The following is a 25,349-nucleotide window of genomic DNA, read 5'->3' on the forward strand; positions in this document are numbered from 1 at the left end:
ATGACGCAGGAGTTAATAGACCTCAGAAATAGTATTTTATCAGGGCGTTATGCTGATGCTTTGGTAATTGTAGATGAGTTGGAGGGGATGAGCAAAAAAGCTATTTTACGGCAAATTAAATCTTTTTTGAAGGTATTATTAATACATTTGATTAAAAATCACTTAGAACAACGTTTGACAAATTCTTGGGCTGCTTCTATTCGGAATGCATTAATAGAAATTCAAGATATTAATCTCAAAGAAAATAAAAAATCCTATTATATTAATCAAGATGAATGGAATAATTGGATAGAAGAAGGAATTGATCTAGCAATAGCTGATGCAAGTCTTGAAGTTATGAATGGCATCTATAATGAATTTCAACTATCAGAAATGGTAGAGCAAAATCAGATAATTTCTACTGGCTTGAGATTTCTGGAATTGACATATTCACATTCGGCGAAAGAGTTATCTAAAGCTATTGTAGAAATTTTAATTCAATTACCAGGTGGTGAAGATTGGAAATCAGGAAAAAGGTGATCGAAGATGACACAGGAATTAACAGACCTCATCTAAAATTTTATCAATAGCAACAGGACAGACAAAAGGAAAATTAACGTCTGATCAACCAGTTTCTTGATATTCCTGATTTGAATAGTGAGGAGTTAGCAATTCTCCCCACTTCCCAATCTCCTACTACGACTGAATTGGGTTATCTCTAGGATTTACTAACTTCAACAATTTCTGCTTGATTTGAGCATCATAAACTTCCCATTTCATTTTTGCATAAGCAGAATTTTCATTGCTACCAGATAGAAAACCCATCGGAATTTCAAACCCTCCTGCACCAGTACGTCCACCACCAAAAAACCGTCCGGTGCTATCTTGTCCAAAGGCTTCTTTAATAAATTCGTCCGGGTCTAGGGTAAGTTTTGTGGTTCTGAGGGAACCTATGACTACTTCTAGTTCGTCGTCTTCATCGTGAACGATGCCATAAACTACTGCGGTGTGAACATTTTCTTCTGTGACAAGAAAATCAGCCGCTTGGGGAATAGCATCTCTGTCGTCGTAGCGTAAGTAACCAACCCCAGCTATGGAAAAGTTATTTTGGACAATGCGATTTTTGAGCGATCGCTCGATCACATCCATTACCCGCTTAGAACGATTTGCCTGTAAAATGGCATTCAGCAACTGAGCATCATAAAATCGGCTCAGATATGCAGCAGCCATAAAATCTTCTTCCTGCGCTTGCATTAACCGATTGGTATCTGAGCGCAAACCGTGCATTAAGGCAGTAGCGCATTTAACGTGTTGGCTAATGCTGCTATCTAAGGACAGTAACCCCGCTTGTAAATATTGAGTAAAAATTGTTGCCGTTGCTCGCACGTAAGGACGCACATCAACAAATTCGGCTTTCAGTTCCCCCTGCAAGCTGTGATGGTCAACTAGCACTACTAAGGGAATTCCTGCCTGTTGTACTGCTGATAAAAGCTGTGATGTGGTTCCCTGGTTATCAATTAATACAAACCCTTGATACGATGACAAATCTTTACTTTTCAGGGATTGCATTGTCCAGCGTTGAGCGGGTAAGTTAGTTAACTTAACTAAGGCAATATTCTCTTGGTGGCTTAAGGTTCCAGCATAAACAATTTCACATTTGATATCGTATTGTTGAGTAATTAATTGGTAAGCCCAAGCGCATGAAAGCGCATCAGGGTCAGGAAAATCTTGTAGAATTACCAAATGACGCTCATGTCTATGACAGAGCAGGGTTTTTTGTAACTCTTCTGACTTTTGTCCAGCCAGGGAATTATTGCCACGTTGAGCTAAATATATACCTCCTCCATCACCATTTGATCCTGGCAAAGAAGGTCTGGCAAGTGGTGGAAGTTCATAAGATTCTTTATCTATCTCAACTTCCTCCGGTTTTAGTTCTAACGATAAATTATCAAATTGAGTAACTGAAGAATTCAAGTACATAGGGCATTTAGTAGTCAGCGTGGTGGCTTGTGTATGCCTTCCGAGATACTCCGATCAGCGCATCACTGGTTTAGCCACACATTATGATCTTGGCAGAAATTTACAGTCTTTGCACTGCTGAGGTGGGTCTATTTTTTTCGACAGCATTATTCAATAATTGATCACATCAGGCTAGAGTGTTGAAAGTATTTTGAAAATTAGGCAATTTTGCTCAGACGCTGATTCTGACTTGAATATTGATCTAAGTTTGGCTATAATCCTGTCTTCGTATTTTCAGTCTTGAATTTGTGATTTGTAAATTTTAATAATTTTCAGCAGCAATAGACCATACTTCACAGAATGATGTATGATTATAAGTCTGCCTATATTTTAGGTTAGCTAAATTTTGGCAGCACCCTATTCCAGCTTTTGGGAACGTTCCTGAAAAACTGCGGATGAACACCAACCAACACCAAATTAAACCCTCTACTTGTGGTATGCTTAACTGGCTAAAGTCAAACAGTAATACTCACAAGTGAAGACTTATACCTTGATGTCTGGCTGATTTTTTGTAACGTCAAAGTCCTATTACATATTTTTGCCACTCTTGATGAAGTCCACTCTTCAGATGTTTTGTCACCTCAAAGTAGAGGCTACTATAAGGTTGACGCGGAGGATGGCGCAAAGGCATACGGGCTTCATGAGGTGTACGACAACCTTTTTTGACGTTGCAACGTACACAAGCCGTAACTATGTTTTCCCAGGTATCCCCCCCTCCACGCGATCGCGGCATGACATGATCTAAGGTCAACTCGTCTCCTGTGTAGCCACAGTATTGACAAGTATGACTGTCACGATGCAATATATTTCGGCGAGTAAGAGGAATTTCCTTATAGGGTACACGAACGTAATGACGCAACCGAATTACGGTTGGCAATGGAAAATCCGTGTAAATGAATTTACCGTTATGTTCTACGTGTTCTGCTTTGCCTTTAATCAACAAAACTATGGCACGTCGCCAACTCGTGATGTTGAGCGGTTCGTAGGAGGCGTTTAGGACTAAAACCTTCCCCATTGATGTTAGCTCAAGGTATTAGTTTTAGATATTTTAACACGAATATACCATCCTGGGGAGATGAGAATAATTTATACTTCCTAAATAATCTAAATAATTTGGTTGCAGGAGTCATAATTTCAGAAGCAAAATAAATATTTTTCCGTACTTGGCTAAGATATTATTAACTTTTTATACGTTAATAAAATACAGTTTTAGCAACAAGCAATATTATTGGAATATACGCGCTAAAATTCTCAAAATCATTCCTCCATAATCAAATCCTGAAATAATACAATATGAGGAAGATTTTCACTCTGGGGATTTCGTCTTAATGCCAAAGACCAAACAGACGTATCAACGATGACTTTCATTCTTTCTGACGCTGTTGCTTATAATTATAATCATCGTTGTATTCAATTGTGCCAAATAAATCAATAATTTTACGTTGCTTGCGGCGTTGTATGTACTCTCTTAATGCATCTTCAACAACCGCACGCTTAGTGCCAAGACCGCCAATTTCAAAGGCTTCTTGAATCAGATTTTCGTCAATATCTAGATCAGTCTCCATGTAGATATTTATTTTGGCATTCTCGGTGATACAACTATTATACATTTTAGACAACAGCGCAATAAAGGAGCATTTAGGGATTGACGTTTGACTCTAAATTTGTTATCATAAATTTGATAAGGAAGAACTATTTAAAATATTTGTGTGAGAAATTTTATAGTCATGGGATAAGGGTTGAGCATTGCTCAACCCTTAGTAGTTAAGAAAACTCAACACTCGCCAACATCTTGTATAAACTCCCGGATAAAAGGTAAACTTTCCTGATTAATATTGATATGGCTTTGAGGGTAGCAAACCAGCATCATCAGATAGTCTGGGAGCTTTGCAGTGGTGTGAGAGGAGTGAAGTACAATGTTAAGTCGCAAGCAAACCCCTAGTTTTGCTGATAATCAGGAGCGTGATACCTACGCTTGGTTTTCTCAACGTGCCTGGGTAGAAATTGATTTAGGGGCGTTGTCCAATAATGTTAAGCAGTTGGTGAGGTTTTTATCACCAAGTACACAGTTAATGGCGGTTGTAAAAGCTGATGCCTATGGACATGGTGCGGTGACAGTTGCGAAAACAGTCCTAGAAGCCGGTGCGAGTTGGTTGGGAGTGGCTACGGTTCCTGAAGGGATTCAATTAAGGGAAGGTGGGATAAAAGCTCCGATTTTAATTTTAGGGGCAACGCATACACCAGAACAAATTCATGCGATCGCTCATTGGAAACTTCAACCAACACTATGCAACCCCAAACAAGCTTTAATATTTTCTAATACACTCGAAGCAATTAATTATAATTCTCCCATGCCTGTACACATCAAATTAGATACAGGAATGTCGAGATTAGGCACAAATTGGCAAGAAGCCGCTGATTTTGTGCAGCTAGTACAGGGATTACCTCGTCTGGATATTGCGAGTATTTATTCTCACCTAGCAACAGCCGATAGTCCTGATGCCACAGTTATGCAAGAACAGCATAGAAGATTTGAGGAAGCGATTGTACAAATCAAAGCTAGAGGCATCAAAATTAAGAGTTTACATTTAGCAAACTCAGCTGCCACCCTTGCAGATCCAGAATTACACTATGACATGGTGCGTGCAGGTTTAGCTATTTACGGACTCTATCCCGCATCCCATTTGCAAGACAAAATCAAATTACAACCAGTTTTACAACTCAAAGCACGTGTCACCCACGTTAAAACCATAGCACCTGGGACTGGTGTTAGCTATGGTCATCAGTTTATCGCACCCAAAGAAATGCGTCTGGCCGTTGTTGGTATTGGTTATGCAGATGGAGTTCCCCGCAGTCTTTCCAACCAAATGCAGGTATTAATTCGCAGTCAGAGAATACCACAAATAGGCACAATTACAATGGATCAGATCATGTTAGATGTTAGTTCTATACCCGATGTGCAAGAAGGTGAAATAGTCACCCTACTAGGAGAACAGGGAACAGAAAAAATCACAGCCGATGATTGGGCTAATCAATTAAATACCATTTCTTGGGAAATTCTCTGCGGCTTTAAGCATCGTCTACCTCGTGTAGCTGTCATGTAGGGGAATGGGGACTGGGAACTGGGAACTGGATCAGAGTTTTACTAATCACCAATTCCCAATTACCCCTTGCCACCCATAATTTGTTATGCTATTATTAAATACTGATGCGGATATGGCGAAATTGGCAGACGCGCTAGATTTAGGTTCTAGTTCCGAAAGGAGTGAAGGTTCAAGTCCTTTTATCCGCACTTATAGAAAAGAAATATATTTTTCCTTTGGTCTTTCCCTACTTAGTTGAGAGGGAAATTCATAGGATATTGAAATTTTGTATTTTCGTTTAAACGAATCGCAACAAAACATGGATAAAAATTTTAATTACCCATAACAGAGAACTTAATCAACAGCTTTCCCATCCAGGACTTAAGCAAATAGCACATTGGGAAGGTGCGTCAGATATCAAAAATCTGTTTACTTACTAGATTTATGCAGTCTGACGTGGTTGGTGAGCTTGCCGAACCACACCCTACAATAGACAAGAGCGTGAAAATGATTGTAGACGCTCCGGTGTAACGTCTCTACAAGGTTTTCAAGGCACGCACATTTAATTACTGGAGATGTCTAATAGATTTTTGGTGTGACATGCAGCTGTAGTCCTACCATCTATAAACTTGGGATAAAAATAAGTATTTAAACGAACTTCATATAATATGGTATTGACGCTTTTTGTGTAATTACACAAAAATACCGGATAATCGCAGTATCAGTAAGTAAATTAATGACAACTTAGAAATTATTGAAGATTTGATCATCTTTAAATTAACACTGTTATTGTTGAGTTTTACTACAAACTAGAATATCAGACCTTGTATTGAGGACTACAAACTATTTGATGTTTTATACTTGATTTTAATTGTGATGTATGATGCGAATTAAAATCACAAGTATTGAATTTAGGTGAAGTAAAAGCAAAATGACGACAGCACCTCTAGGTAGTTACAGGTTGTTCCATAAACTACATCCCTTATCCCTGTTGGCACAATTAAGTACTAGAAAAGTAACGGGTTGTTTAAGTGTATTTACAGATATAGTATCCTGGTCAATATACTTAGAAGGGGGTAAACTAACTTATGCTACTTATTCGGATCAACTATTTGAGCGCCTTGAGATTCATTTACAACGCTTAAATCAGCAAATTCCTAGTTTCAACAGTGTAACTTATGAACAGATGGGATTGATGTCAGCACCCAAGTCCAAAAATAAATTGATAGCAAACGCGGATTATCATGCTATTTGCTGGCTAGTAGAACAAAACTATATTACCTCTGCACAAGCGGGAATATTGATAGAAGAATTGGCTCAAGAAGTACTGGAATCATTTCTTGGTTTAAAAGAAGGTAACTATCAACTTAATGCCGATAATTACTTACATGAATTACCAAAGTTCTGTCACTTGGATTTGCAATTAATAGTTGAACACTGTCAAAAACCATTAAAATATCGGCAAAATATTCAAAATACCATTTCATCGGTTAGCAATTTTGGTACTCAGATTAAACATAAAAAACAACTAGGAGAAAAATCCGCAAAATCACCTCTTTATGAAGAAAAATTAGACAACGATTTGCAATCAAATTCTCAGGCGAAGTTATATACAATTGCTTGTATTGATGATAGTCAAACAGTGTTAAATTCTATTCAACATTTTTTAGATGAACAGAGATTTTCTGTGGTCATGATTAATGATCCGATTAAAGCTTTAATGCAAATTATTAGAAGTAAGCCAGACTTGATTTTGCTAGATGTAGAAATGCCGAATTTAGATGGTTATGAACTATGTTCATTATTACGGAGACATTCAAGTTTTAAAAATACTCCCATTATTATGGTGACTGGGAGAACAGGGTTTGTTGATAAAGCAAAGGCTAAAATTGTCAGAGCTTCAGGCTATTTAACCAAGCCTTTTACTAGAGAAGATTTGCTGAAAATGGTATCTAAGCATATCGGTTAATTTAGCAATTACCACCGAAGAAAAACAAATGTAAGTTTTGTTGAATTAAATCAATGACAAATTCCAATTTAACCCTTTATTATCAACCAGGTAAAAATTCTTTAGCAGATAGCTATCTTAAATTTAAACTCAATCAACAAACTACTGCTGTTTTATCAATTGATCATACCCAAGAAGCGATTATTATCCCTGTAGAGTCTGTGACTTCTATGCCTAATATGCCTACATTTATCTTAGGATTAATGAATTGGCGTAGTCGCATTATTTGGGTAATTGATCTGCCAAAAATGTTCAATTTAGAAGGAATAGATTATCATCTTCGACAGTACAACATTATTGTTGTTAAGGTAGAATCAATGCTTTTAGGTTTAGTTGTCCAAGAAATAAAAGGTACAGCTAAATTTATGGCTGATGATATTCACTCTCCTGTGGGACAAGTGGCCACTAGTTTAGTACCTTATTTGTGTGGCTGCGTTGAGCAAAAAGAAGAAATATTGCTGGTCTTAGATGCACAGAATATTGTAAATTATGCTAATGCTCGGAGTGATTAATTGAACAAGGTAATAAAAATCAGTCTTTGCTGATATTATTACATAAATTTAGGGAAATTAATTTTATGTTTAATAAAACTGATACTGCTCAGAGTGGTGATACTCAAAAAAAAGCATCTCTGAGAGCATCATCGAAAGTTACTGATCATAGAATAGAAATGGTTAGCCAGTCTCATGTCAACACGACTAGAAATTACCCTGGAAATCATGCAGTGAGGTATTTACAGCGACTGACATTAAGAACGAAATCGGTAATTTTAGCGATCGCACTCGGCACCTTACCAGTATTCGGACTGGGCATGATGGCTTATAATTTCGGTAGTAAATCCATTAGTAAGCAAATTGTCAGCAATCAGGAAGCTCAAGCCTTGAGCTTAAGTAACACTATTAACCGTTTTATGTTGGCAAAATATGGAGATATTCAAGTTCTCTCAACTCTCCCATTTTTAATCAACGCTCAAGTTAGTAAAAGTACGAGTATTCCTGAACAGCAAGCAGTGCTAAACCGCTTTATTACAGCTTATAAAGCCTATGACCATGTGGCGGTTTTTGACCTGAATGGAAAAGTGATTATTCAATCTAAAGGTGGAACTAGTACTCAGGAAAAAAATCTGCAATATTTTCAAGAGGTTCTACAAAATAATTCTCCTGTTATTAGCCAACCAGAAACATTAAAAAATAAGGAAGTGGTTATTTATGTTGCTGCACCGATTCAAGATCTAGCAACACAAAAAACTATTGCTGTAGTCCGCACACGTGTACCCATAAAATTGTTAGTAGAAACAGTTAAAAACTATGTATCTGATAGTGATGAATATTATTTAGTCGATGCTAGGGGAAAGTTTTTTCTCAGTCTCAAGCCGGATTTATTAGGTCAAGCCGCTACAGTAATATATCCTGGTTTAGCTAACCCGCAGGATATCCAAAATGTTGATAGTTTTACAGGAATTCAGACTATTAAACAACAGCCAGAACTAGTCAGTTATGTGCCATTAAAAAAACTAGCAGGTTTACCTGATCTGAATTGGCAGTTAATTTTGGCTAAAAATGCTGCGATCGCTTTTGAGCCGCAAAGACAATTTTTAATGCTGGTTACTCAGAGAACCGCACTAGTAGCATTATTGTTTGCATTGCTTGCAGCTTGGTTAGCTCAGGGCATAACAAAGCCAAATTCCCCAGCATCAGCAGGAGTAGAAACTGGAATTGAAAATGAAATCAAAATTGGGTTGGTAAATCAACAAAATAATGAATTAGCCGCTGCAACTAAAGAACAAGATATCAAAGTGAGTAGAGAATCTACAAATGAGCAGGAATGGCAACAACAAGATACGCTACATTTGCAACTTCTCAATTTACTCAGCCAAGTAGAAAGTGTCACTAAAGGAGATTTGACAGCACACGCTGATGTAATAACTGGGGAAGTTGGGACTATTGCCAATGTTTTCAATTTAATTTTAGAAAACCTCCGCGATATTGTTACCCAAGTACAACAGGCTGCTAGTCAAGTAAATACTTCCCTTGGCTCGAATCAAAATGCTATTCGGGACTTAACACAAGCAGCAATTACACAAGCTGATGATATTAACCGCACCTTAGTAGCAGTTGACCAAATGACCATTTCTATGCAAGCTTTAGTAGATGGCGCTCAAGAAATTACTACTATTGCTAATCATGCTCACTACACCGCTACCAAAAGTGGAAAAGCAATGGATTTGACAGTACAAAATATTCTGTCTTTGCAAGAAACCGTAGGTGAAACTGCTAATAAAGTTCGGCGTTTGGGAGAATCTTCTCAACAAATTTCCCGCGTGGTTTCTTTAATTAATCAAATTGCTATGCAAACTAACTTATTAGCAATTAATGCAGGAATTGAAGCCGCGCGTGCCGGAGAAGAAGGTCAAGGTTTTGCTGTTGTAGCTGAAGAAGTAGGAGAATTAGCAGCTCGCAGTGCGGCTGCAACCCAAGAAATTGAGCAAATTGTCGAGAAAATTAAACGAGATACCAATGAAGTTATGCAAGCGATGGAAGTGGGAAATAATCAAGTAATTGAGAGTACACAAATTGTCGCCGATGCCAAGCAAAGTTTGAGTGAAATTTTAGATGTCTCTCAACAAGTAGATATTTTAGTAAAATCAATTTCTATGGCTTCTGGTTTGCAATTAGAAACATCGCAAATTGTGAGACAATTGATGCAAAATATCGCTGAAACTTCACAACTTAGGGGTGATTCTACCGAGCAAATTGGTGAGGTTTTACAAAAAAACATGGAGATTTTTCAAAACTTACAAAAGAATATTGAGAATTTTAAACTCAATTGATTAAGTAATTTGTTCTTGGCTAATAATTAATAACCGACGACTAAGGACTAATGATTTATGACTAATGATAAAGAGCTTGAAATTCAGATGCAATTTTTAGAGGAAGCAACTGATTATTTAAATACATTAGAAAGTATTTTACTGGAAATTGATACTAGTAAACATATTGATTTAGATAAAATTAATGCTGCCATGCGGGCTGCCCATTCTATTAAAGGTGGTGCAGCGATGATGGGGTTTAGGTTGTTGAGTAATTTAGCGCACCGATTAGAAGATTCTTTCAAGGTTCTCAAAACTCGCAAGAAATCGCTAGAAATTGATACTCATTTGCAGAGTTTGTTATTATCGGGAGTTGACTGGCTACGGCAGATTGTAGAGTTATTGTCAGAAAAAAAATCTCCAGAGGATAAATGGTTAAGAACTTTTTGTTATCCAATTTTTGATGAGCTGCATGATCGTTTAGGTGATCCTTCTCCAGAAGATATCACAACCATGCTATCACCAGAAGATGGACAAGAAATTATTCCCCTACTGTTTGAAACGGAAGTCGAAGAGTGTTTGCAGAATTTAGAATCTTTATTGACAAATAGTTCAACAACTAAGTTACAGTCAGAAGTAGGAGTTATGGCTGCTGAGTTGGGTGGGTTGGGAGAAATGCTTCAGTTACCTGCTTTTACTCAGCTTTGTGAATCAGTTACTAATTATTTAGAAACTCAACCTCAGCGTTTTTTAGAAATTGCTCAATTAGCATTGCAAGCATGGAGAAGATCACAAGCTTTAGTCCTGACAAATCAACACCATAGCTTACCAACAGAAATTAAGTTAAATGAAGTAGTTGTTAGTGATATCCAAGAACAGATTATTGAGCCTGTACAAGTAAAAATACATGAAAATCCTCTGATTGCAGAGGACTTAATTCCTGATTTAACCTCTTTAAAAGTAGAATTACCACCAGAAATTAATGCTGTTGAGTTTCCCGAACCTAATATAGTATTTACTCAAGAAATTGCCTCTATAGATTATAAACATATTGAACGCAAAAGCGAAATAGTTGGTGTTTCTAAAGATAAGGAAATTTATGAGAATACAGTCCGAGTTCCGAGTAAACAATTAGAAGAAATTAATGATTTATTTGGAGAAATAATTATTCAGCGAAATGGATTAAATTCCCAATTAGAAAGATTACGCAAACTGGTATTAGGACTGAGCCAACGAGTGCAAATTCTTGATCAAGAACATCAAGAAGTGCGTTCGGCATATGAGAAAATTATGACCCAAAGTGTCTCTGCTGGAGTATTAACTTCGGGGGAAGAGGTGCAAGATTCTGAGGTAAAAGGTTTAGAAATAGATCGCTATCAAAAATTAAACCTGCTATCTCAGGATGTGATGGAAACAATTGTTCAGGTAGCAGAAGTTACGAGTGATATTCAACTCAGTGTTGATGATACAGATCAAATTGCCCGGAAGTTGAATAAAACATCTAAGCAAGCGCAGAGAAAATTAACGCAAGTGCGAATGCGTCCTTTATCTGATTTAGTAGAGCGTTTTCCGAGGGCAATCCGTGATTTGAATGTTGAGTATGGTAAAAATGTGCAGTTAAAGATTGAAGGTGGTAAAACCTTAATTGAACGTACCATTTTAGAGGCTTTGAATGAGCCACTAATGCACTTATTACGTAATGCATTCGATCATGGGATTGAAGATCCAGCTACCCGTAACGCTCAAGGGAAGCCAGAACAAGGATTGATAGAGATTAAAGGATATCATCGGAGCGATCGCACAATCATTACCATGAGCGATGATGGTAGAGGCATTTCTCTAGAAAAAATTCGCCAGCGCGCTCTAGCTATGGGCTTAGATACAGCATTAATAGCTACTGCCAGTGAAGAAGAACTACTAACACTGATTTTCGAGCCAGGTTTTACTACTTCTGATCAAGTCACAGCTTTATCTGGCCGTGGTGTGGGCATGGATATAGTTCAAAATAACCTCAAACTTGTGCGGGGTGATATTACAGTTGATACACAGCCAGGAATTGGTACAACTTTTACATTATCAGTACCATTTACACTGTCTGTAGCACGAGTTTTATTAGTAGAGAGTGATACGGGTAGCGGTATCAACCACCGAATGGTTTTGGCATTTCCTACAGATGTGGTTGCAGAAATATTTTTATTAGAAAATGATCAAGTTTTTTCAATGGATGGTAGAGAATTCCTCAAATGGCAAGATACCATGCTACCCTTAATGCGTCTTGGGAATTACTTTGAGTTTAATTGTTCCCATTACAATAATTTAGAAATAGAAAGTCCCACGGGAATTAATGCCAGTAGCGTCTTAATTATTAAAAATGATCATCAACCAGTAGCCGTACAAATAGATCGTTGCTGGGGTGAACAAGAAGTCGCAATTCGCCAAGTTGAAGGCAACATACCTTTACCAGATGGTTTTAGTAACTGTACAATTCTCGGTGATGGTCGGGTAGTGCCACTAGTCAATACAAGTGAATTAGTATCTTGGATTACTAGCAATCAACGTCCTCATAGAAGTAATAAATTACCCACAACGAAATTAAAAACAGCTTTTCTCAAACCACAAAAAAATCAACCTCTAGTCAGACCTAGCCACCAAAAGGGCATGATTTTAATTGTTGATGATTCAATTAATGTCCGTCGTTATTTAGCTCTAACCCTAGAAAAGGGAGGGTATCAGGTCGAACAGGCTAAAGATGGTCAAGACGCTTGGGAAAAATTAGAAAGTGGTTTAAAAGTGCAAGCTGTAATTTGTGATATTGAAATGCCGCGTCTAGATGGTTATAGCTTTCTAGAACGCGTCAAATCTCATGATGATTTAAAAAGTCTTCCTGTTGCCATGTTAACTTCTCGGAGTAGTAACAAGCATCGTCAATTAGCAATGCAATTAGGAGCGCGAGCTTATTTTTCTAAACCTTATAATGAACAAGATTTATTGAGAACATTGGAAGAGATAATTTTTAGAATAGCAGAAACTGGATCTGCTAATAATTGAATCGTAGGGGTTCGGGAGTCAGGAGTCAGGAGTCAGAAAGAAGAACAGGAGATTTTTTGCATAAATCCTAATTTTATCTATAGCGGTTCTCTGTTGAGTGAAATACAATAACCCCACCCCCAACCCCCTCATCGCTTGCGGGGAGGGGGCTATGATGTACCTCATGTAATGAGGAAACACTATATGTAAGGATTCAGGATAGAGAATGTTTGATAAAGCAGGGAACTATTAACAGAAGAGAAAAATATTCTTCTTTCTCCTGACTCCTGACTCCTGACTCCTGATTTCTTACATTGAATCATTTATATAGTAATTGTATTTAATTTTTGGTAAGCATAAGCCTAACGGCAATATGCTTACAATTATGATATCACCCAAATCAGATTCGGTTTCAAGCAGGCTGTTCGTTTTTAGTTGGTTCAGAACTAGATTCTTCCGTGGGGGGAGCCTCTTTCTTTTTATCCTGTTGTTCAGTTTGTTGTACTTGTTGTAGGTGAATGTTATTTACTTGGGTAATAAATTGTTCTACAGATTGACTAATCCGTTGTTGTTGTTCAGCTTCATCAGTGACATCATAACAACGATAAGCCGGGGTAATTCCCAAGATAAATTTCTCTTGTTCTGCTTCTAATAACTCAACAATTGTGTTAGCAGCAACTGCATTTTTTTGAAACGGAAAAGATGTGACAATACTAGCAACAATAGATGCAAGTGCCGGACAAATTACTGGCAGCCACTTCAGCCAAGATTGTCCAGCTTCTAATTTATCTACCAAAACTAGAATTGGTGTGACACCAGACAAAATAACAGTAGATATTTGCAAGATATAGTAAAGATTTCTTGCCCAATTTCTAGTGCCTCTGTAATCATCAATTAAGTCTTGACAATACTCCAAAGCTTTAGCTCTAGCGGGAATTATAGTATTGTTTTCCAAGGAATTACTATGAGTTAATAAAGATGTATAAATTTCAGCTTTTTTTTCCAGTTCAGTCTTTTGTGCTTCCTTACGAGCATTGTTTACAGAGTTTCTGTTGAGTAGAAACAAAAAAATTGCAACAGCTAAAGCTCCGGCTCCAACTATTACATATTGTTGATTACTAGAATCGAAATAAATAATAATTGCAGCACTAATAAAAACAGCTGCTAATAGATAATCAATCAGCTTTAAGAACAACAACATTTTTTTACCTGACTAAAAAAAGAGATTTAGACCTACAGGCAATTTGTAAATTAGTTTTTGCCTGATAAGTGGTTATTTTCACAAACAAACCCGATATTACATGAAAGTAGCATTAAATACAAGTTAAATTTACTGAAAGCTTTACAAAAATATATTTTTGGAATGGCAGCACCTAGAGTTAATCTGAAGAAGATGAGAAAGTTAAAATTTATTAAAATTCAATAGACATCTTCGAGAATTAATGTGCGTGACTTGAAACCCTAGTAGAGACGTGACCTGGGTAGGGATTCTCGGCTCTACAATCTTTTTCACTCCTATGTCTAATGAGTATCTATAGCGATCCTAAAATAAGATGTGTACGTGTAACGTGCCGCAGGCATACACCCCTCTTTTGTCTGCCTCTGCGTCCTCTGCGTCTCTGCGGTTCGTTTATTTTCTATATGCGGTACTCAAATTTTAAACACTGAGGAAGAAAACAATTAAAATGATGCTCAGAGTCAAGGCAAAGATTAAAGCATATTCAACTCTACGACTAAAAAATCCGACTAGGGCAATGAAGCATATAAAAAGAATCGTAATACCTATATATTGTTCTTTCTGCCAACCTTTCGCTATTAATAAGTCCTTACCTGGTGTTTGTTCAGAAGGTATTTCTTGAATATTTTTATTAGTACTTTTTGTCATAACCAATTACCTTTTGATGGAGATATTTTATGAAATTGAGAAATTTTCAAATAGAAGATACAGCAGAAATTATAAATTTGTTTAATGACACTGTTCATAATATAAACATTCGTGATTATAGTGATAAACAAGTAGAAGCTTGGGCTTCAGCTAAGTTAGATGTCGAAATGTGGATTAATCGTTTGAGTAATAGTTTTACTTATGTTGTAGAAGAGAATAACCAAATTATTGGGTTTAGTAATTTAGAAAAAAATGGACATATTGATTGTTTCTATTGTCATCATGCTTTTCAAAGGCAAGGAGTTGGCACAAAAATTTTAGATGGTATCGAGTTACAGGCTAAATTTTTGGGAATAACCAAGTTATTTACAGAAGCTAGTATCACAGCCAAGCCTTTTTTTATGAGTAAAAACTTTATTGTAGTAAAAGAACAAGAAGTAGAATGTCGAGGACAGTTATTTATTAATTTTGTGATGGAAAAAACTATTGAATAATTCAATTGAGAAATAAAATATCGCGGTTATCAGTTGAGTGAGGTACAACATGACTGGATATTTTATTGCTGGGAACACTCTAATAGAAAATATAAGAATATGTAAAATTCTGTATAAACTAATTGTCATCTTACCAAAGATATATCAATTGTTTATTCCATTAGCAAGAAGCTTTTATAAACTTAATTATATATAGTAAATCCAAACAAATATAGAATTTATCTTTTTCTATATTTTATCTACAAAGTTACTGTTTAATCATTGTCAATAACTTCAATTTCTATTTAGGAAATTCTATTTAGGAAACTACCATTATGACCACCCAAGAACAGCTACATCAATGGCAGGAATTAGCCCAACAGTTGCGTGTTGATAGTATTCGCGCTACGACTGCCGCCGGTTCTGGTCATCCTACATCTTCTATGTCTCCTGCTGATTTAATGGCTGTTTTATTATCTAAATATCTCTGCTACGATTTCGATCACCCAGATAATCCTAATAACGATCGCTTTATTCTCTCTAAAGGACACGCTGCACCGTTGCTGTATTCGATGTATAAAGCAGCAGGCGTAATTTCTGACCAAGAATTACTATCTCTACGCCAGCTTGGTAGTCGCTTAGAAGGTCATCCTACCCCTGTTTTCCCTTGGGTGGATGTAGCTACAGGTTCTCTAGGACAAGGCTTACCCATTGGTGTGGGAGTGGCTTTAGCAGGTAAATATTTAGACCAATTACCCTACAACGTTTGGGTATTATTGGGGGATAGTGAAACGGCTGAAGGTTCGATTTGGGAAGCTTTTGATCATGCCTCTCACTATAGTTTAGATAATTTAATTGCGATTATTGATGTCAATCGCCTTGGTCAACGTGGACAAACTGAATTAGGCTGGAATACACAAGCTTATGCTAATCGTGCCAAGGCTTTTGGCTGGCAAGCTATAGAAATTGATGGTCACAACTTAACAGAAATTGATCAAGCGTTTAGTGCTGCTGTGGCTGTAAATGACCGACCTACAGTGATTATTGCGAAGACAAAAAAAGGTAAAGGTGTAAAGGCTTTAGAAGATATAGGTGGTTGGCATGGTAAAGCGTTGAAAGCAGAACAAGAACAACAAGCTATTGCCGAATTGGGTGGAGAACGTCACATTACTATCACTGTTGATAAACCAGAATCACAAAGCCAACCTGCTGCATTAGGAGTACCTCAACCTTTACAACTGCCCACATATAAACAAGATCAGAAAGTTGCTACCCGTCGCGCTTATGGTGATGCTTTATTAGCTTTGGGAACATCACAACCTGATGTAGTTGTCCTTGATGCTGAGGTGAGTAATTCCACATATGCTGAAGATTTTGCTGAAGCCTTTCCTGAACGCTACTTTGAGATGTACATTGCTGAACAGCAAATGATTGCCGCTGCGGTAGGCTTGCAGGTAAGAAAATACAAACCTTTTGCTTCCACCTTCGCAGCGTTTTTAACTCGTGCTTATGACTTTGTTCGCATGGCGGCTGTATCTCGTGCCAACATTAATTTAGTTGGTTCCCATGCTGGTGTCTCCATTGGTCAAGATGGTGCTTCCCAAATGGGATTAGAAGATTTAGCTGCTTTTCGCGCTGTGTGGAATAGTACTGTGTTGTATCCTAGTGATGCTAATCAAACTGCTAAACTAGTAGCACAGATGAGCGATGCCTACGGCGAGCGAAGCGATCGCACTGGCATAGTTTATCTTCGCACTACCAGAGAAAGCACACCTGTAATTTATAGCAGTGAAGAAACATTTCCCATTGGTGGTAGCAAAACTCTCCACCGTTCCCACGAAGATCAAGCCACCGTTATTGGTGCAGGTATTACCCTCCATGAAGCCCTTAAAGCCTACGATAGATTGAAAAATGAAGGGATCAAAGTCCGCGTGATTGATGCCTATTCCGTTAAACCCATTGATGTGCAAACATTACGTCAAGCGGCAAAAGATACTAACGGTAACTTAGTAGTTGTAGAAGACCATTGGCTAGAAGGTGGTTTAGGTGACGCTGTGTTGGATGCCTTTGCCGGTAATAGTAGCACTCATCCTTACAAAGGTTCGCAACTGCAAATTATTAAACTCGCTGTTCGAGATATGCCCACTTCCGGTACACCAGAAGAACTACTCCATGCGGCTAGAATTGATGCTGATGCCATTGTGGAAACTGTGAAATTGCAAGTTAGACAACTGGTGGGAGTATCTTAGAGAATATTTGAAAAGTATCAGAATTAATCGAGATCCCCCGAACTGACGGGTGTAGTTTTTTACATTCTCGTGAGGGCAAGACTTGGCAGACAAGGTGGACAAGGTGACAAGGGAGGAAAACCATACAACAATATGTATGTTTCGTATTTGCGGAGAAAATCTTCCTTGTCTACGTTCCCTCCTTGTCTTCCCACTCTTACCTTCACAGACAATATTAAAAACCTACCCTTGTGAAGATCCCCCCAACACCCATTCCCTGGTAGGGAAGGCTTCTGGAGATTATTGGTTTTAGCTAATACTTTTCAAACAACCTCTTAAATGATATTGACAAAAAGCTTGACTCCACTTAGCATTTACCACTGATGACCGATATTACCAATTAAAGGTGGTGTAATGGTGCAGGGGAGAAAATGTCGTCAAGTTTTAGCGATCGCTTCCAGCACTGCGCTTGGCGCAATCGCTATATTATTATCAAATCCTCTGACAGCAATCGCATCTGTCAAAAATATCAACATTAATCCTGCACTATCAATAGCCCAGCAGCAAACTTTCACTCCAGCACAGCAAGCAGCTATTGCACAAGCAAAACAATTATTTGTAGAAGCCGGAAAACTGCAACAACAAGGAACAGCAGAATCATTTCAGCAAGCAATCACTAAATATGAAGCCGCACTCAAAATTTGGCGAACGTTGGGAGTAAGTTCTTCGGAAGCAGCCACACTTGTAGGACTAGGAGGAATTTATTTTGATTTAAACCAAATTCCTAAATCCTTAGAATATTATCATCAAGCATTAGCTATTAGACGAAATATACAAGATAGCCAAGGACAATCTACTATTCTTTTGTTTATTGCTAATATCTACGTTAAATTAGGTGAAAAACAAAAAGCTATTGAATTTTATCAGCAATCCCTCTCTATTCTTAAAGCTGAGAAAAATCAAGACTATATTATTTTTGTACTCAATGCTATTGCCAAAACTTATGCAAGTATTGGAGATACAAACAAAGCGTTGGAATATTATAATCAACAGTTAGAAATTCAGCGGGCTAATAATGATAGATCTAGAGAAGCAGATACATTAGAAAGCATTGCTACAACCTATGCAAATTTATTAGAAATCAAACAAAGCATTAACTATTTAAATCAGTCTTTAGAAATTCGTCGTCAACTAAAAGACTTATCTGGACAAGCTAAAAATCTGGGAATGTTGGGTTTATTATATGGTTATGCTGGTCAAACAGAACTAAGTGTTAATTCCTTAAATCAAGCTTTAGAAATACAGAAAACTACACAGAAAAACCTTTCTGGGCTAGATTTACAATTGAATTTATTACAACAATCAACTATTCTTTCTAGTATAGCTGGAACTTATCTAACTTTTTATGAATACAGCAAATCTTTAAATGCGTTTGAAAATGCACGTTCTCTACTTAAACAAATTACCAACCCTACTTTACAGCCAGAATCCTTTGAAGCCAAAATTTTATATAATATTAGTCTGATTTACCGACAAACTGGTCAACAGCAAAAAGCACTTGATGTCCTAAATCAAGCATTAGAACTACAACGTAAAAGCAAAAATCCTGAAGAAGCTGGAACTCTCACATCTCTTGCAGATGTTTATCAATCAATTGGTGAATATCAAAAAGCAATTGATTTTTATAACCAAGCATTGACAATTCAGCGACAAACACAAAATTTGCTAGAAGAAGCAAAAACCCTGAGATATATTGCTAAAACATATCAATATTTAGGCAATTATCAATTGAGTATTGAAACTTTAAATCAAGCATTAACGAAGTTTAAAAAAATGGATGATTTCAGTGGTTTAGCTCAAACTATGAATAATATTGGAGATGTTTATAAAGAATTAAAAGATTATAATTCAGCATTAAAATATTATAGCCAAGGATTGGAAATATCCCAAAAATTGGCAGATATTAACCAAGAATTAGCGATAACAACAGGGATAATTAGAGTGCATGAAGAATTAAAAAATTATCCCCAAGCCTTAGATGCTGCTAACAAAATCTTGATTGCATCACGGCAAAGAAAAAATGGTTTTAGTGAAGCCACAGCTTTAGCTTATTTGGGGAGAATTTATTTAGCGTCAGGAGATGATCAAAAAGCCCTAGAAGCTTCGCGTCAGGCTTTATCTAGATTTGAAAAATTGGGTTATCCTGCGGCACAAGCTAATATATTTGGTAATATCGCTAAAACTTACAATTCATTAAAACAGTATCAACCAGCGATTGAGACTTATCATCAGGAATTGCAACTCAGACAAAAATTGGGCGATCGCACCGGAGAAGCTGATACACTGTACAACATCGCCCTCACAGAGCGCAATCGAGGCAATTTAGCAGCTGCCATTACCCCCATTGAAAAAACCATACAAATAGTCGAAAGCATCCGCACCAAAGTCACCAGCCAAGACTTACGCACATCCTACTTTGCCACAGTCCAGAAATATTACCAATTTTACATCGACCTGTTGATGCAACTGCACAAGCAACAACCAGCAAAAGGTTATAATGCGATCGCACTCCAAGCCAGCGAACGCGCCCGCGCCCGGAGTTTATTAGAAATCCTCAACGAAGCCAATGCAGACATCCGCCAAGGCGTAGATCCCCAACTCCTCAGCCAAGAACGCAACCTCCAACAACAACTTGATGCTTTAGAAAAACGCCGCATTGAAATATCAAGCAAACCTGACAGCACCAAACAAGAACAGGCATTCCAACAAGAAACAACCAACCTATTAGAACAATATCGCCAAATCCAAGCAAAAATCCGCGCCACCAGCCCCCGTTACGCAGCCCTCACCCAACCCCAGCCATTAACACTCAAAGAAATTCAACAGCAAGTATTAGATGAAAACACCTTACTTTTAGAATACTCCCTTGGTGAAGAACGCAGTTATCTTTGGGCAATTACAAAAACAAGTATTTCTAGTTATGAACTTCCTCAAAGTGCAGAAATAGAAATCCTAGTTAAAAACTTCCGTAACGAAATTGTTAAACCTACATCAAATAAAAAAACAATAGCTAAAGCAGCGACATCTTTAACACAAATATTGTTAACACCCATAGCCCAACAATTAGGAAAAAAACGCTTAGTTATAGTAGGTGATGGTGCTTTACAGTATATACCATTTGCAGCTTTAACCACACCAAATACCCAAGAATATCAACCATTAATTCTCAATCACGAAATTATCACCTTACCATCAGCCTCTACAGTTGCACTACTGAGACGGGAACAACAAACAAAGAAAACTGCAACCAAAACCTTAGCACTCTTAGCAGATCCAGTATTTACAAAAGATGATGAACGGTTCAATATTGATAGACAATTACCCAAAAATCAAGAAAATAACAACTTAAATACCCTAGCATTAAAAAGAGCCACACTCAATACAGCTATTAAATTTCAAAGATTACCTTTTACCCGCCAAGAAGCCCAAAAAATTTTAGAATTAGTTCCAGAAAATCAAAAATTACAAGCTTATGATTTTGCGGCTAATCGAGAATTTGTTACCAATACACAACTAAGCCAATATCGGATTTTACACTTTGCAACTCACGGAATTCTTAACAGCGAACAACCAGAATTATCAGGAATCGTTTTATCTCTATTTGATCATCAAGGAAAACCGCAAAATGGTTTTTTACGTCTTCACGATATATTCAACCTGAACCTATCAGCAGAATTAGTAGTTTTGAGTGCTTGTCAAACAGGTTTAGGACAGGAAATCAAAGGAGAAGGATTGGTAGGATTAACAAGGGGATTTATGTATGCAGGTAGTCCTAGAGTTGTAGTCAGTTTGTGGAATGTCGATGATCAAGCCACATCATTACTAATGCGGAAATTTTATCAAAAAATGCTTACAGGTGGCTTAAAACCCTCTGAGGCATTGAGACAAGCGCAGATTGAGATGTTACAGGATGAGCGTTTTTATAAACCTGATTATTGGGCTGCTTTTACCTTACAGGGAGAGTGGAGATAATAAATCAAAAAGCCTAAATCAATTAAAATTAAACATAGATTTCTAGGGTTTTTGGATAAAATTATGAAAACATTTATGACAAATGCTAAAACTATCTCTGTTCTGTTTAAATCATTTTTCTCTTTCTTTCTTGGTTTGTACATTTTTATTGTCCTCTCCTGGTGTCGCAACTACTGGCTATAAGTCTGTCAAGATAGCCCAACAAACACAGACAACATCATCAAATTTCAAAATTTCTGCTGACAAAGCCTTTGCAGAGGCAGACAAACTGTATCAGATAAGCTCAGTAGAATCATTAAAACAAGCAATTACAAAATTTCAACAAGCAGTCATACTATATAGTCAAGCTGGTGAAAAAGGGTTAGAAGCCTTATCTCTTGCTTATATGGGCTATATCTACTCGTCCCTGGGAGAAAAGCAGAAAGCATTGGAGTTCTACAACCAAGCATTACCCATATTTAGGGAGGTAGGGGATAAAGGTGGGGAAGCTAGTCTCCTTACTGTCATGGGCTTAGTCCACTCCGACTTGGGAGAAAAACAGAAAGCATTAGATTTCTATAACCAAGCATTGCCCATATTAAGGGTAGTGGGTAACAGAATTATGGAAAACAGTATCCTGAGTGTCATGGGTTTAGTCCATTCCGACTTGGGAATATTAAGGGCAGTGGGAAATAGAAGCATGGAAGCCACTACCCTCAACAACATTGGCTTAGTCTATTCCGACTTGGGAGAAAAGCAGAAAGCATTAGATTTCTATAACCAAGCATTACCCATATTCAAGGTAGTGGGAAATAAAAGTATGGAAGCCACTACACTCAGCAACATTGGCTTAGTCTATTCCGACTTGGGAGAAAAGCAGAAAGCATTGACATTCTACAACCAAGCATTTCCTATATTAAGGGCAGTAGGAAATAGAGGTATGGAAGCCACTAATCTCAAAAACATTGGCTTAGTCTATTTCGATTTAGGAGAAAAGCAGAAAGCATTGACATTCTACAACCAAGCATTGCTTATGTATAGGTCAGTAGGAGATAGAGTCGGGGAAGCCAATACCAACCGTAACCTTGCGTATCTACAACGTAGCCAAGGGAACCTCGCTGAAGCTTTTCAGCAGATGCAGTATGCCATCAATATTATTGAAGAATTACGCACTAAAATCACTAGTCTAGAATTACGCACTTCTTACTTTGCCACTGTCCAAAGTTATTACAAATTCTACATCGACCTATTGATGCAGCTACACCAACAGCAACCATCAAAAGGATACGATGCGATCGCACTGCAAGCCAGCGAAAGCGCCCGCGCCCGTAGTTTGTTAGAACTCATTACAGAAGCTAATGCCGATATTCGTACTGGTGTAGATGCCAAATTACTGCAAGCAGAACGGAATATACAACAACAACTTGATAATCATGAAAAACACCGTATTCAATTACTCAGTGGTAAATACACACCAGAACAAAAACGAGCTTTAGAAACACAAACTGCTAAACTTTTAGACCAATATCAAGACATTCAAACAAAAATCCGTATTAACAGCCCTCGTTATGCTGCTATTACTCAACCACAACCATTGACATTGGCACAAATTCAACAGCGAGTTTTAGATGAAAACACCATACTTTTAGAATATTCTCTAGGTGAAGAAAAGAGTTATCTGTGGGCAATTACTAAAAGAGGAATGACAAGTTATGAACTTCCTAGAAGTAGCGAAATAGAAACCTTAGTTAAAAACTTCCGTAATGAAATTGTCAAACCTTCATCAAATAAAAAAACAATCGTTAAAGCATCTGCACAATTAACAAAAATCTTAATAGAACCAGTCGCAGCAAAGTTAGGTAATAAAAGATTAGTTATCGTTGGTGATGGGGCTTTGCAATATTTACCCTTTACAGCTTTATCAATACCCAATAGCCAGGAATATCAACCATTAATAATCAATCACGAAATTGTCACTTTACCATCAGCTTCTACAGTCGCACTGCTTCGCACTGAACAAAAAGGACGAAAAACCGCACTGAAAAGTTTAGCAATGTTAGCAGATCCGGTATTTACAACTGATGATCAACGTTTTATTAATAAAGGAAAACCAACAAAACCAAACACAGACAATTTAGAAAATGTGGCTTTAAAAAGAGCCGTAGGTAATACAGACATCAAATTTAACCGTTTACCATTTACCCGCAAAGAAGCAGAAAAAATTTTAAAGTTGGTTCCTAAAAATCAAAGTTTACAAGCTTATGATTTTTCTGCTAATCGTGATTTTGTAACAAATCCCCAACTCAGCTTATATCGAATAATTCATTTTGCTACTCACGGTATTATCGACAGTAAACAACCGGAGTTATCCGGTTTAGTCTTATCCCTATTTAATGATAAAGGTAAACCAGAAAATGGCTTTTTACGTTTGCATGATATTTTCAATTTAAACCTATCAGCAGATTTGGTAGTTTTGAGTGCTTGTCAAACTGGTTTAGGTGAGGAAATCAAAGGAGAAGGATTAGTTGGTTTAACAACTGGTTTTATATATGCAGGTAGTCCTCGCGTGGTGATGAGTTTGTGGAATGTCGATGATGAGGGGACTTCGGTACTGATGGAAAAATTCTATCAAAAAATGCTCAAAGATGGTTTGAAACCCTCTGCGGCATTAAGACAAGCACAGATTGAGATGTTACAGGATGAGCGTTTTTATAAACCTGATTATTGGGCTGCTTTTACCTTACAGGGTGAATGGCGATGATAATAGTCATGATGTAAGGATTCAGGATACAGAATTTTTGAGATAGCAGGGAACTCTTAATAGAAGAAAAAAATATTAGACCTCTTGCCGAATTACTTTTTGATGATGAAAAAATACTCCGTCTTTCACTTGGAATCTCCTTGACTGTAGAATACTTTTGCCACCAGTTGGTTCGCAAACAAAAGTCAAAATCATCGCCTAAACGACCTAAAACCCTTATTTTTCATGGATATGACACACTGTTCACAAGGCTACAATCTGTTTTTATAGGTTCTACTATATTCCCCATATTTTCTTCGTAAGTGTAGCGACCTGCAATACTAATCGCTCAGACCTGCAATCAAAACTTTTCTCAGCCAGGATTATACATGATGCAAATGCAGCCAGAAATTGATCAATACGAAAAGCTATTTCAAGTTTTAGATCGAGTAGTCATACTCAGTAAACAACAGCAGGAAAATGTTCGTACATTTTTCAAGTACCAGGAGTTCCCAAAAGACTATCAACTCCTGAAGTCAGGTGAAATATCAAACTATTTGTATTTTCTGGTTAAAGGGGTAGTTCGGAAATTTTACTATGTTGAAGACAAGGAGATCACGTCAAGGTTTGCATTTGAAGATGATTTTATTTACTCACCTCATAGCTTTATTTCGAGAAAACCAAGTAAAGAAAATATTAAATCAGTTTCAAATTGCCAGTTTTTTGTGACAACTTATGAGGGGTTGCAATATCTTTACGACAACGACCCTGCATGGAATAAGATTGGACGATTATTGATAGAAAATTATTATATTGAGTTAGCAGAATGGGCTTTTCTAATGAAAACTCAAACCGCTTTTGAACGATATGAGGATCTTGTTCAGAGACACCCTGATATCCTTGAGCGCGTCAAGCTAGGACATCTTGCCTCCTATTTGGGAATAACCCAAGAAACCCTCAGTCGTATCCGCGCCAGATATCGAAATCAGCAACGCCGCCGTCATCTAGCCCAGGAAATTTGATCAATATCAAATTTGACATATATCAAAAAAATCCCCTGTTGCTTACTTGTGGAGTCACCGTAGGA

Annotated in this window: 16 protein-coding genes and 1 tRNA gene; 12 read left to right on the top strand and 5 right to left on the bottom strand. The window is 37.3% G+C overall.

Going from position 1 to position 25,349, the window contains the following annotated elements; genetic code table 11:
• A complete protein-coding gene (locus tag AC012T_RS09565) occupies positions 1–519 on the top strand; it encodes a DUF29 family protein (protein ID WP_487065169.1) in 519 nt (172 codons plus the stop codon).
• Between the two features lie 156 nt (positions 520–675).
• Here the strand turns inward: AC012T_RS09565 and AC012T_RS09570 are convergent, their stop codons facing one another.
• From AC012T_RS09570 to AC012T_RS09580, 3 genes are all read right to left on the bottom strand, one after another.
• Positions 676–1,959, bottom strand: a complete 1,284-nt coding sequence (locus tag AC012T_RS09570) for a DHH family phosphoesterase (protein WP_487065171.1) — start codon at positions 1,957–1,959, stop codon at positions 676–678.
• A 556-nt stretch (positions 1,960–2,515) separates the two neighbouring features.
• Positions 2,516–3,013 (bottom strand): HNH endonuclease, encoded by a 498-nt coding sequence (locus AC012T_RS09575; protein WP_438891045.1) that lies wholly within the window; start codon positions 3,011–3,013, stop codon positions 2,516–2,518.
• A gap of 349 nt (positions 3,014–3,362) precedes the next feature.
• Positions 3,363–3,563 (bottom strand): type II toxin-antitoxin system VapB family antitoxin, encoded by a 201-nt coding sequence (locus AC012T_RS09580; RefSeq protein WP_487065173.1) that lies wholly within the window; start codon positions 3,561–3,563, stop codon positions 3,363–3,365.
• Between the two features lie 351 nt (positions 3,564–3,914).
• Between AC012T_RS09580 and alr the strand changes: the two genes are divergently transcribed.
• The 6 genes from alr to AC012T_RS09610 all read left to right on the top strand — a co-directional run bounded on the left by alr (position 3,915) and on the right by AC012T_RS09610 (position 12,946).
• A complete protein-coding gene (gene alr, locus AC012T_RS09585; RefSeq protein WP_487065175.1) occupies positions 3,915–5,102 on the top strand; it encodes an alanine racemase in 1,188 nt (395 codons plus the stop codon).
• A 106-nt stretch (positions 5,103–5,208) separates the two neighbouring features.
• Positions 5,209–5,290, top strand: a tRNA-Leu gene (locus tag AC012T_RS09590).
• Positions 5,291–6,012: 722 nt separating this feature from the next.
• On the top strand, positions 6,013–7,050 hold the full coding sequence (locus AC012T_RS09595) for a response regulator (protein ID WP_487065177.1): 1,038 nt from the start codon (positions 6,013–6,015) through the stop codon (positions 7,048–7,050).
• Positions 7,051–7,103: 53 nt separating this feature from the next.
• Positions 7,104–7,601, top strand: coding sequence for a chemotaxis protein CheW (locus AC012T_RS09600; RefSeq protein ID WP_487065179.1), 498 nt, complete (start codon positions 7,104–7,106; stop codon positions 7,599–7,601).
• Between the two features lie 65 nt (positions 7,602–7,666).
• Positions 7,667–9,919 carry a methyl-accepting chemotaxis protein gene (locus AC012T_RS09605; protein WP_487065181.1) on the top strand — a complete coding sequence of 751 codons (2,253 nt, stop codon included), beginning with the start codon at positions 7,667–7,669 and terminating at the stop codon, positions 9,917–9,919.
• Positions 9,920–9,976: 57 nt separating this feature from the next.
• Positions 9,977–12,946 carry a hybrid sensor histidine kinase/response regulator gene (locus tag AC012T_RS09610; RefSeq protein ID WP_487065183.1) on the top strand — a complete coding sequence of 990 codons (2,970 nt, stop codon included), beginning with the start codon at positions 9,977–9,979 and terminating at the stop codon, positions 12,944–12,946.
• A gap of 391 nt (positions 12,947–13,337) precedes the next feature.
• On the opposite strand, the gene AC012T_RS09615 is transcribed toward AC012T_RS09610, so the two are convergent.
• Positions 13,338–14,126: a DUF4231 domain-containing protein gene (locus AC012T_RS09615; protein WP_487065185.1), complete on the bottom strand. Its 789-nt coding sequence runs from the start codon at positions 14,124–14,126 to the stop codon at positions 13,338–13,340.
• Between the two features lie 456 nt (positions 14,127–14,582).
• Positions 14,583–14,810, bottom strand: coding sequence for a hypothetical protein (locus tag AC012T_RS09620; RefSeq protein ID WP_487065187.1), 228 nt, complete (start codon positions 14,808–14,810; stop codon positions 14,583–14,585).
• 29 nt (positions 14,811–14,839) lie between these two features.
• Here AC012T_RS09620 and AC012T_RS09625 point away from each other — a divergent pair, with 29 nt between their 5' ends.
• The 5 genes from AC012T_RS09625 (at position 14,840) to AC012T_RS09645 (ending at position 25,284) form a co-directional block, all read left to right on the top strand.
• Positions 14,840–15,304, top strand: a complete 465-nt coding sequence (locus AC012T_RS09625; protein ID WP_487065189.1) for a GNAT family N-acetyltransferase — start codon at positions 14,840–14,842, stop codon at positions 15,302–15,304.
• Positions 15,305–15,618: 314 nt separating this feature from the next.
• Positions 15,619–17,532 (top strand): transketolase, encoded by a 1,914-nt coding sequence (locus AC012T_RS09630; protein WP_487065191.1) that lies wholly within the window; start codon positions 15,619–15,621, stop codon positions 17,530–17,532.
• Positions 17,533–17,925: 393 nt separating this feature from the next.
• Entirely contained in the window at positions 17,926–21,543 is a 3,618-nt protein-coding gene (locus AC012T_RS09635; RefSeq protein ID WP_487065193.1) for a CHAT domain-containing tetratricopeptide repeat protein, read from the top strand.
• 82 nt (positions 21,544–21,625) lie between these two features.
• Entirely contained in the window at positions 21,626–24,283 is a 2,658-nt protein-coding gene (locus AC012T_RS09640) for a CHAT domain-containing protein (RefSeq protein ID WP_487065195.1), read from the top strand.
• A 368-nt stretch (positions 24,284–24,651) separates the two neighbouring features.
• A complete protein-coding gene (locus tag AC012T_RS09645; RefSeq protein ID WP_487065197.1) occupies positions 24,652–25,284 on the top strand; it encodes a Crp/Fnr family transcriptional regulator in 633 nt (210 codons plus the stop codon).
• Positions 25,285–25,349: the final 65 nt, after the last annotated feature.

It is taken from the genome of Anabaena sp. EIM26 (assembly GCF_057568715.1).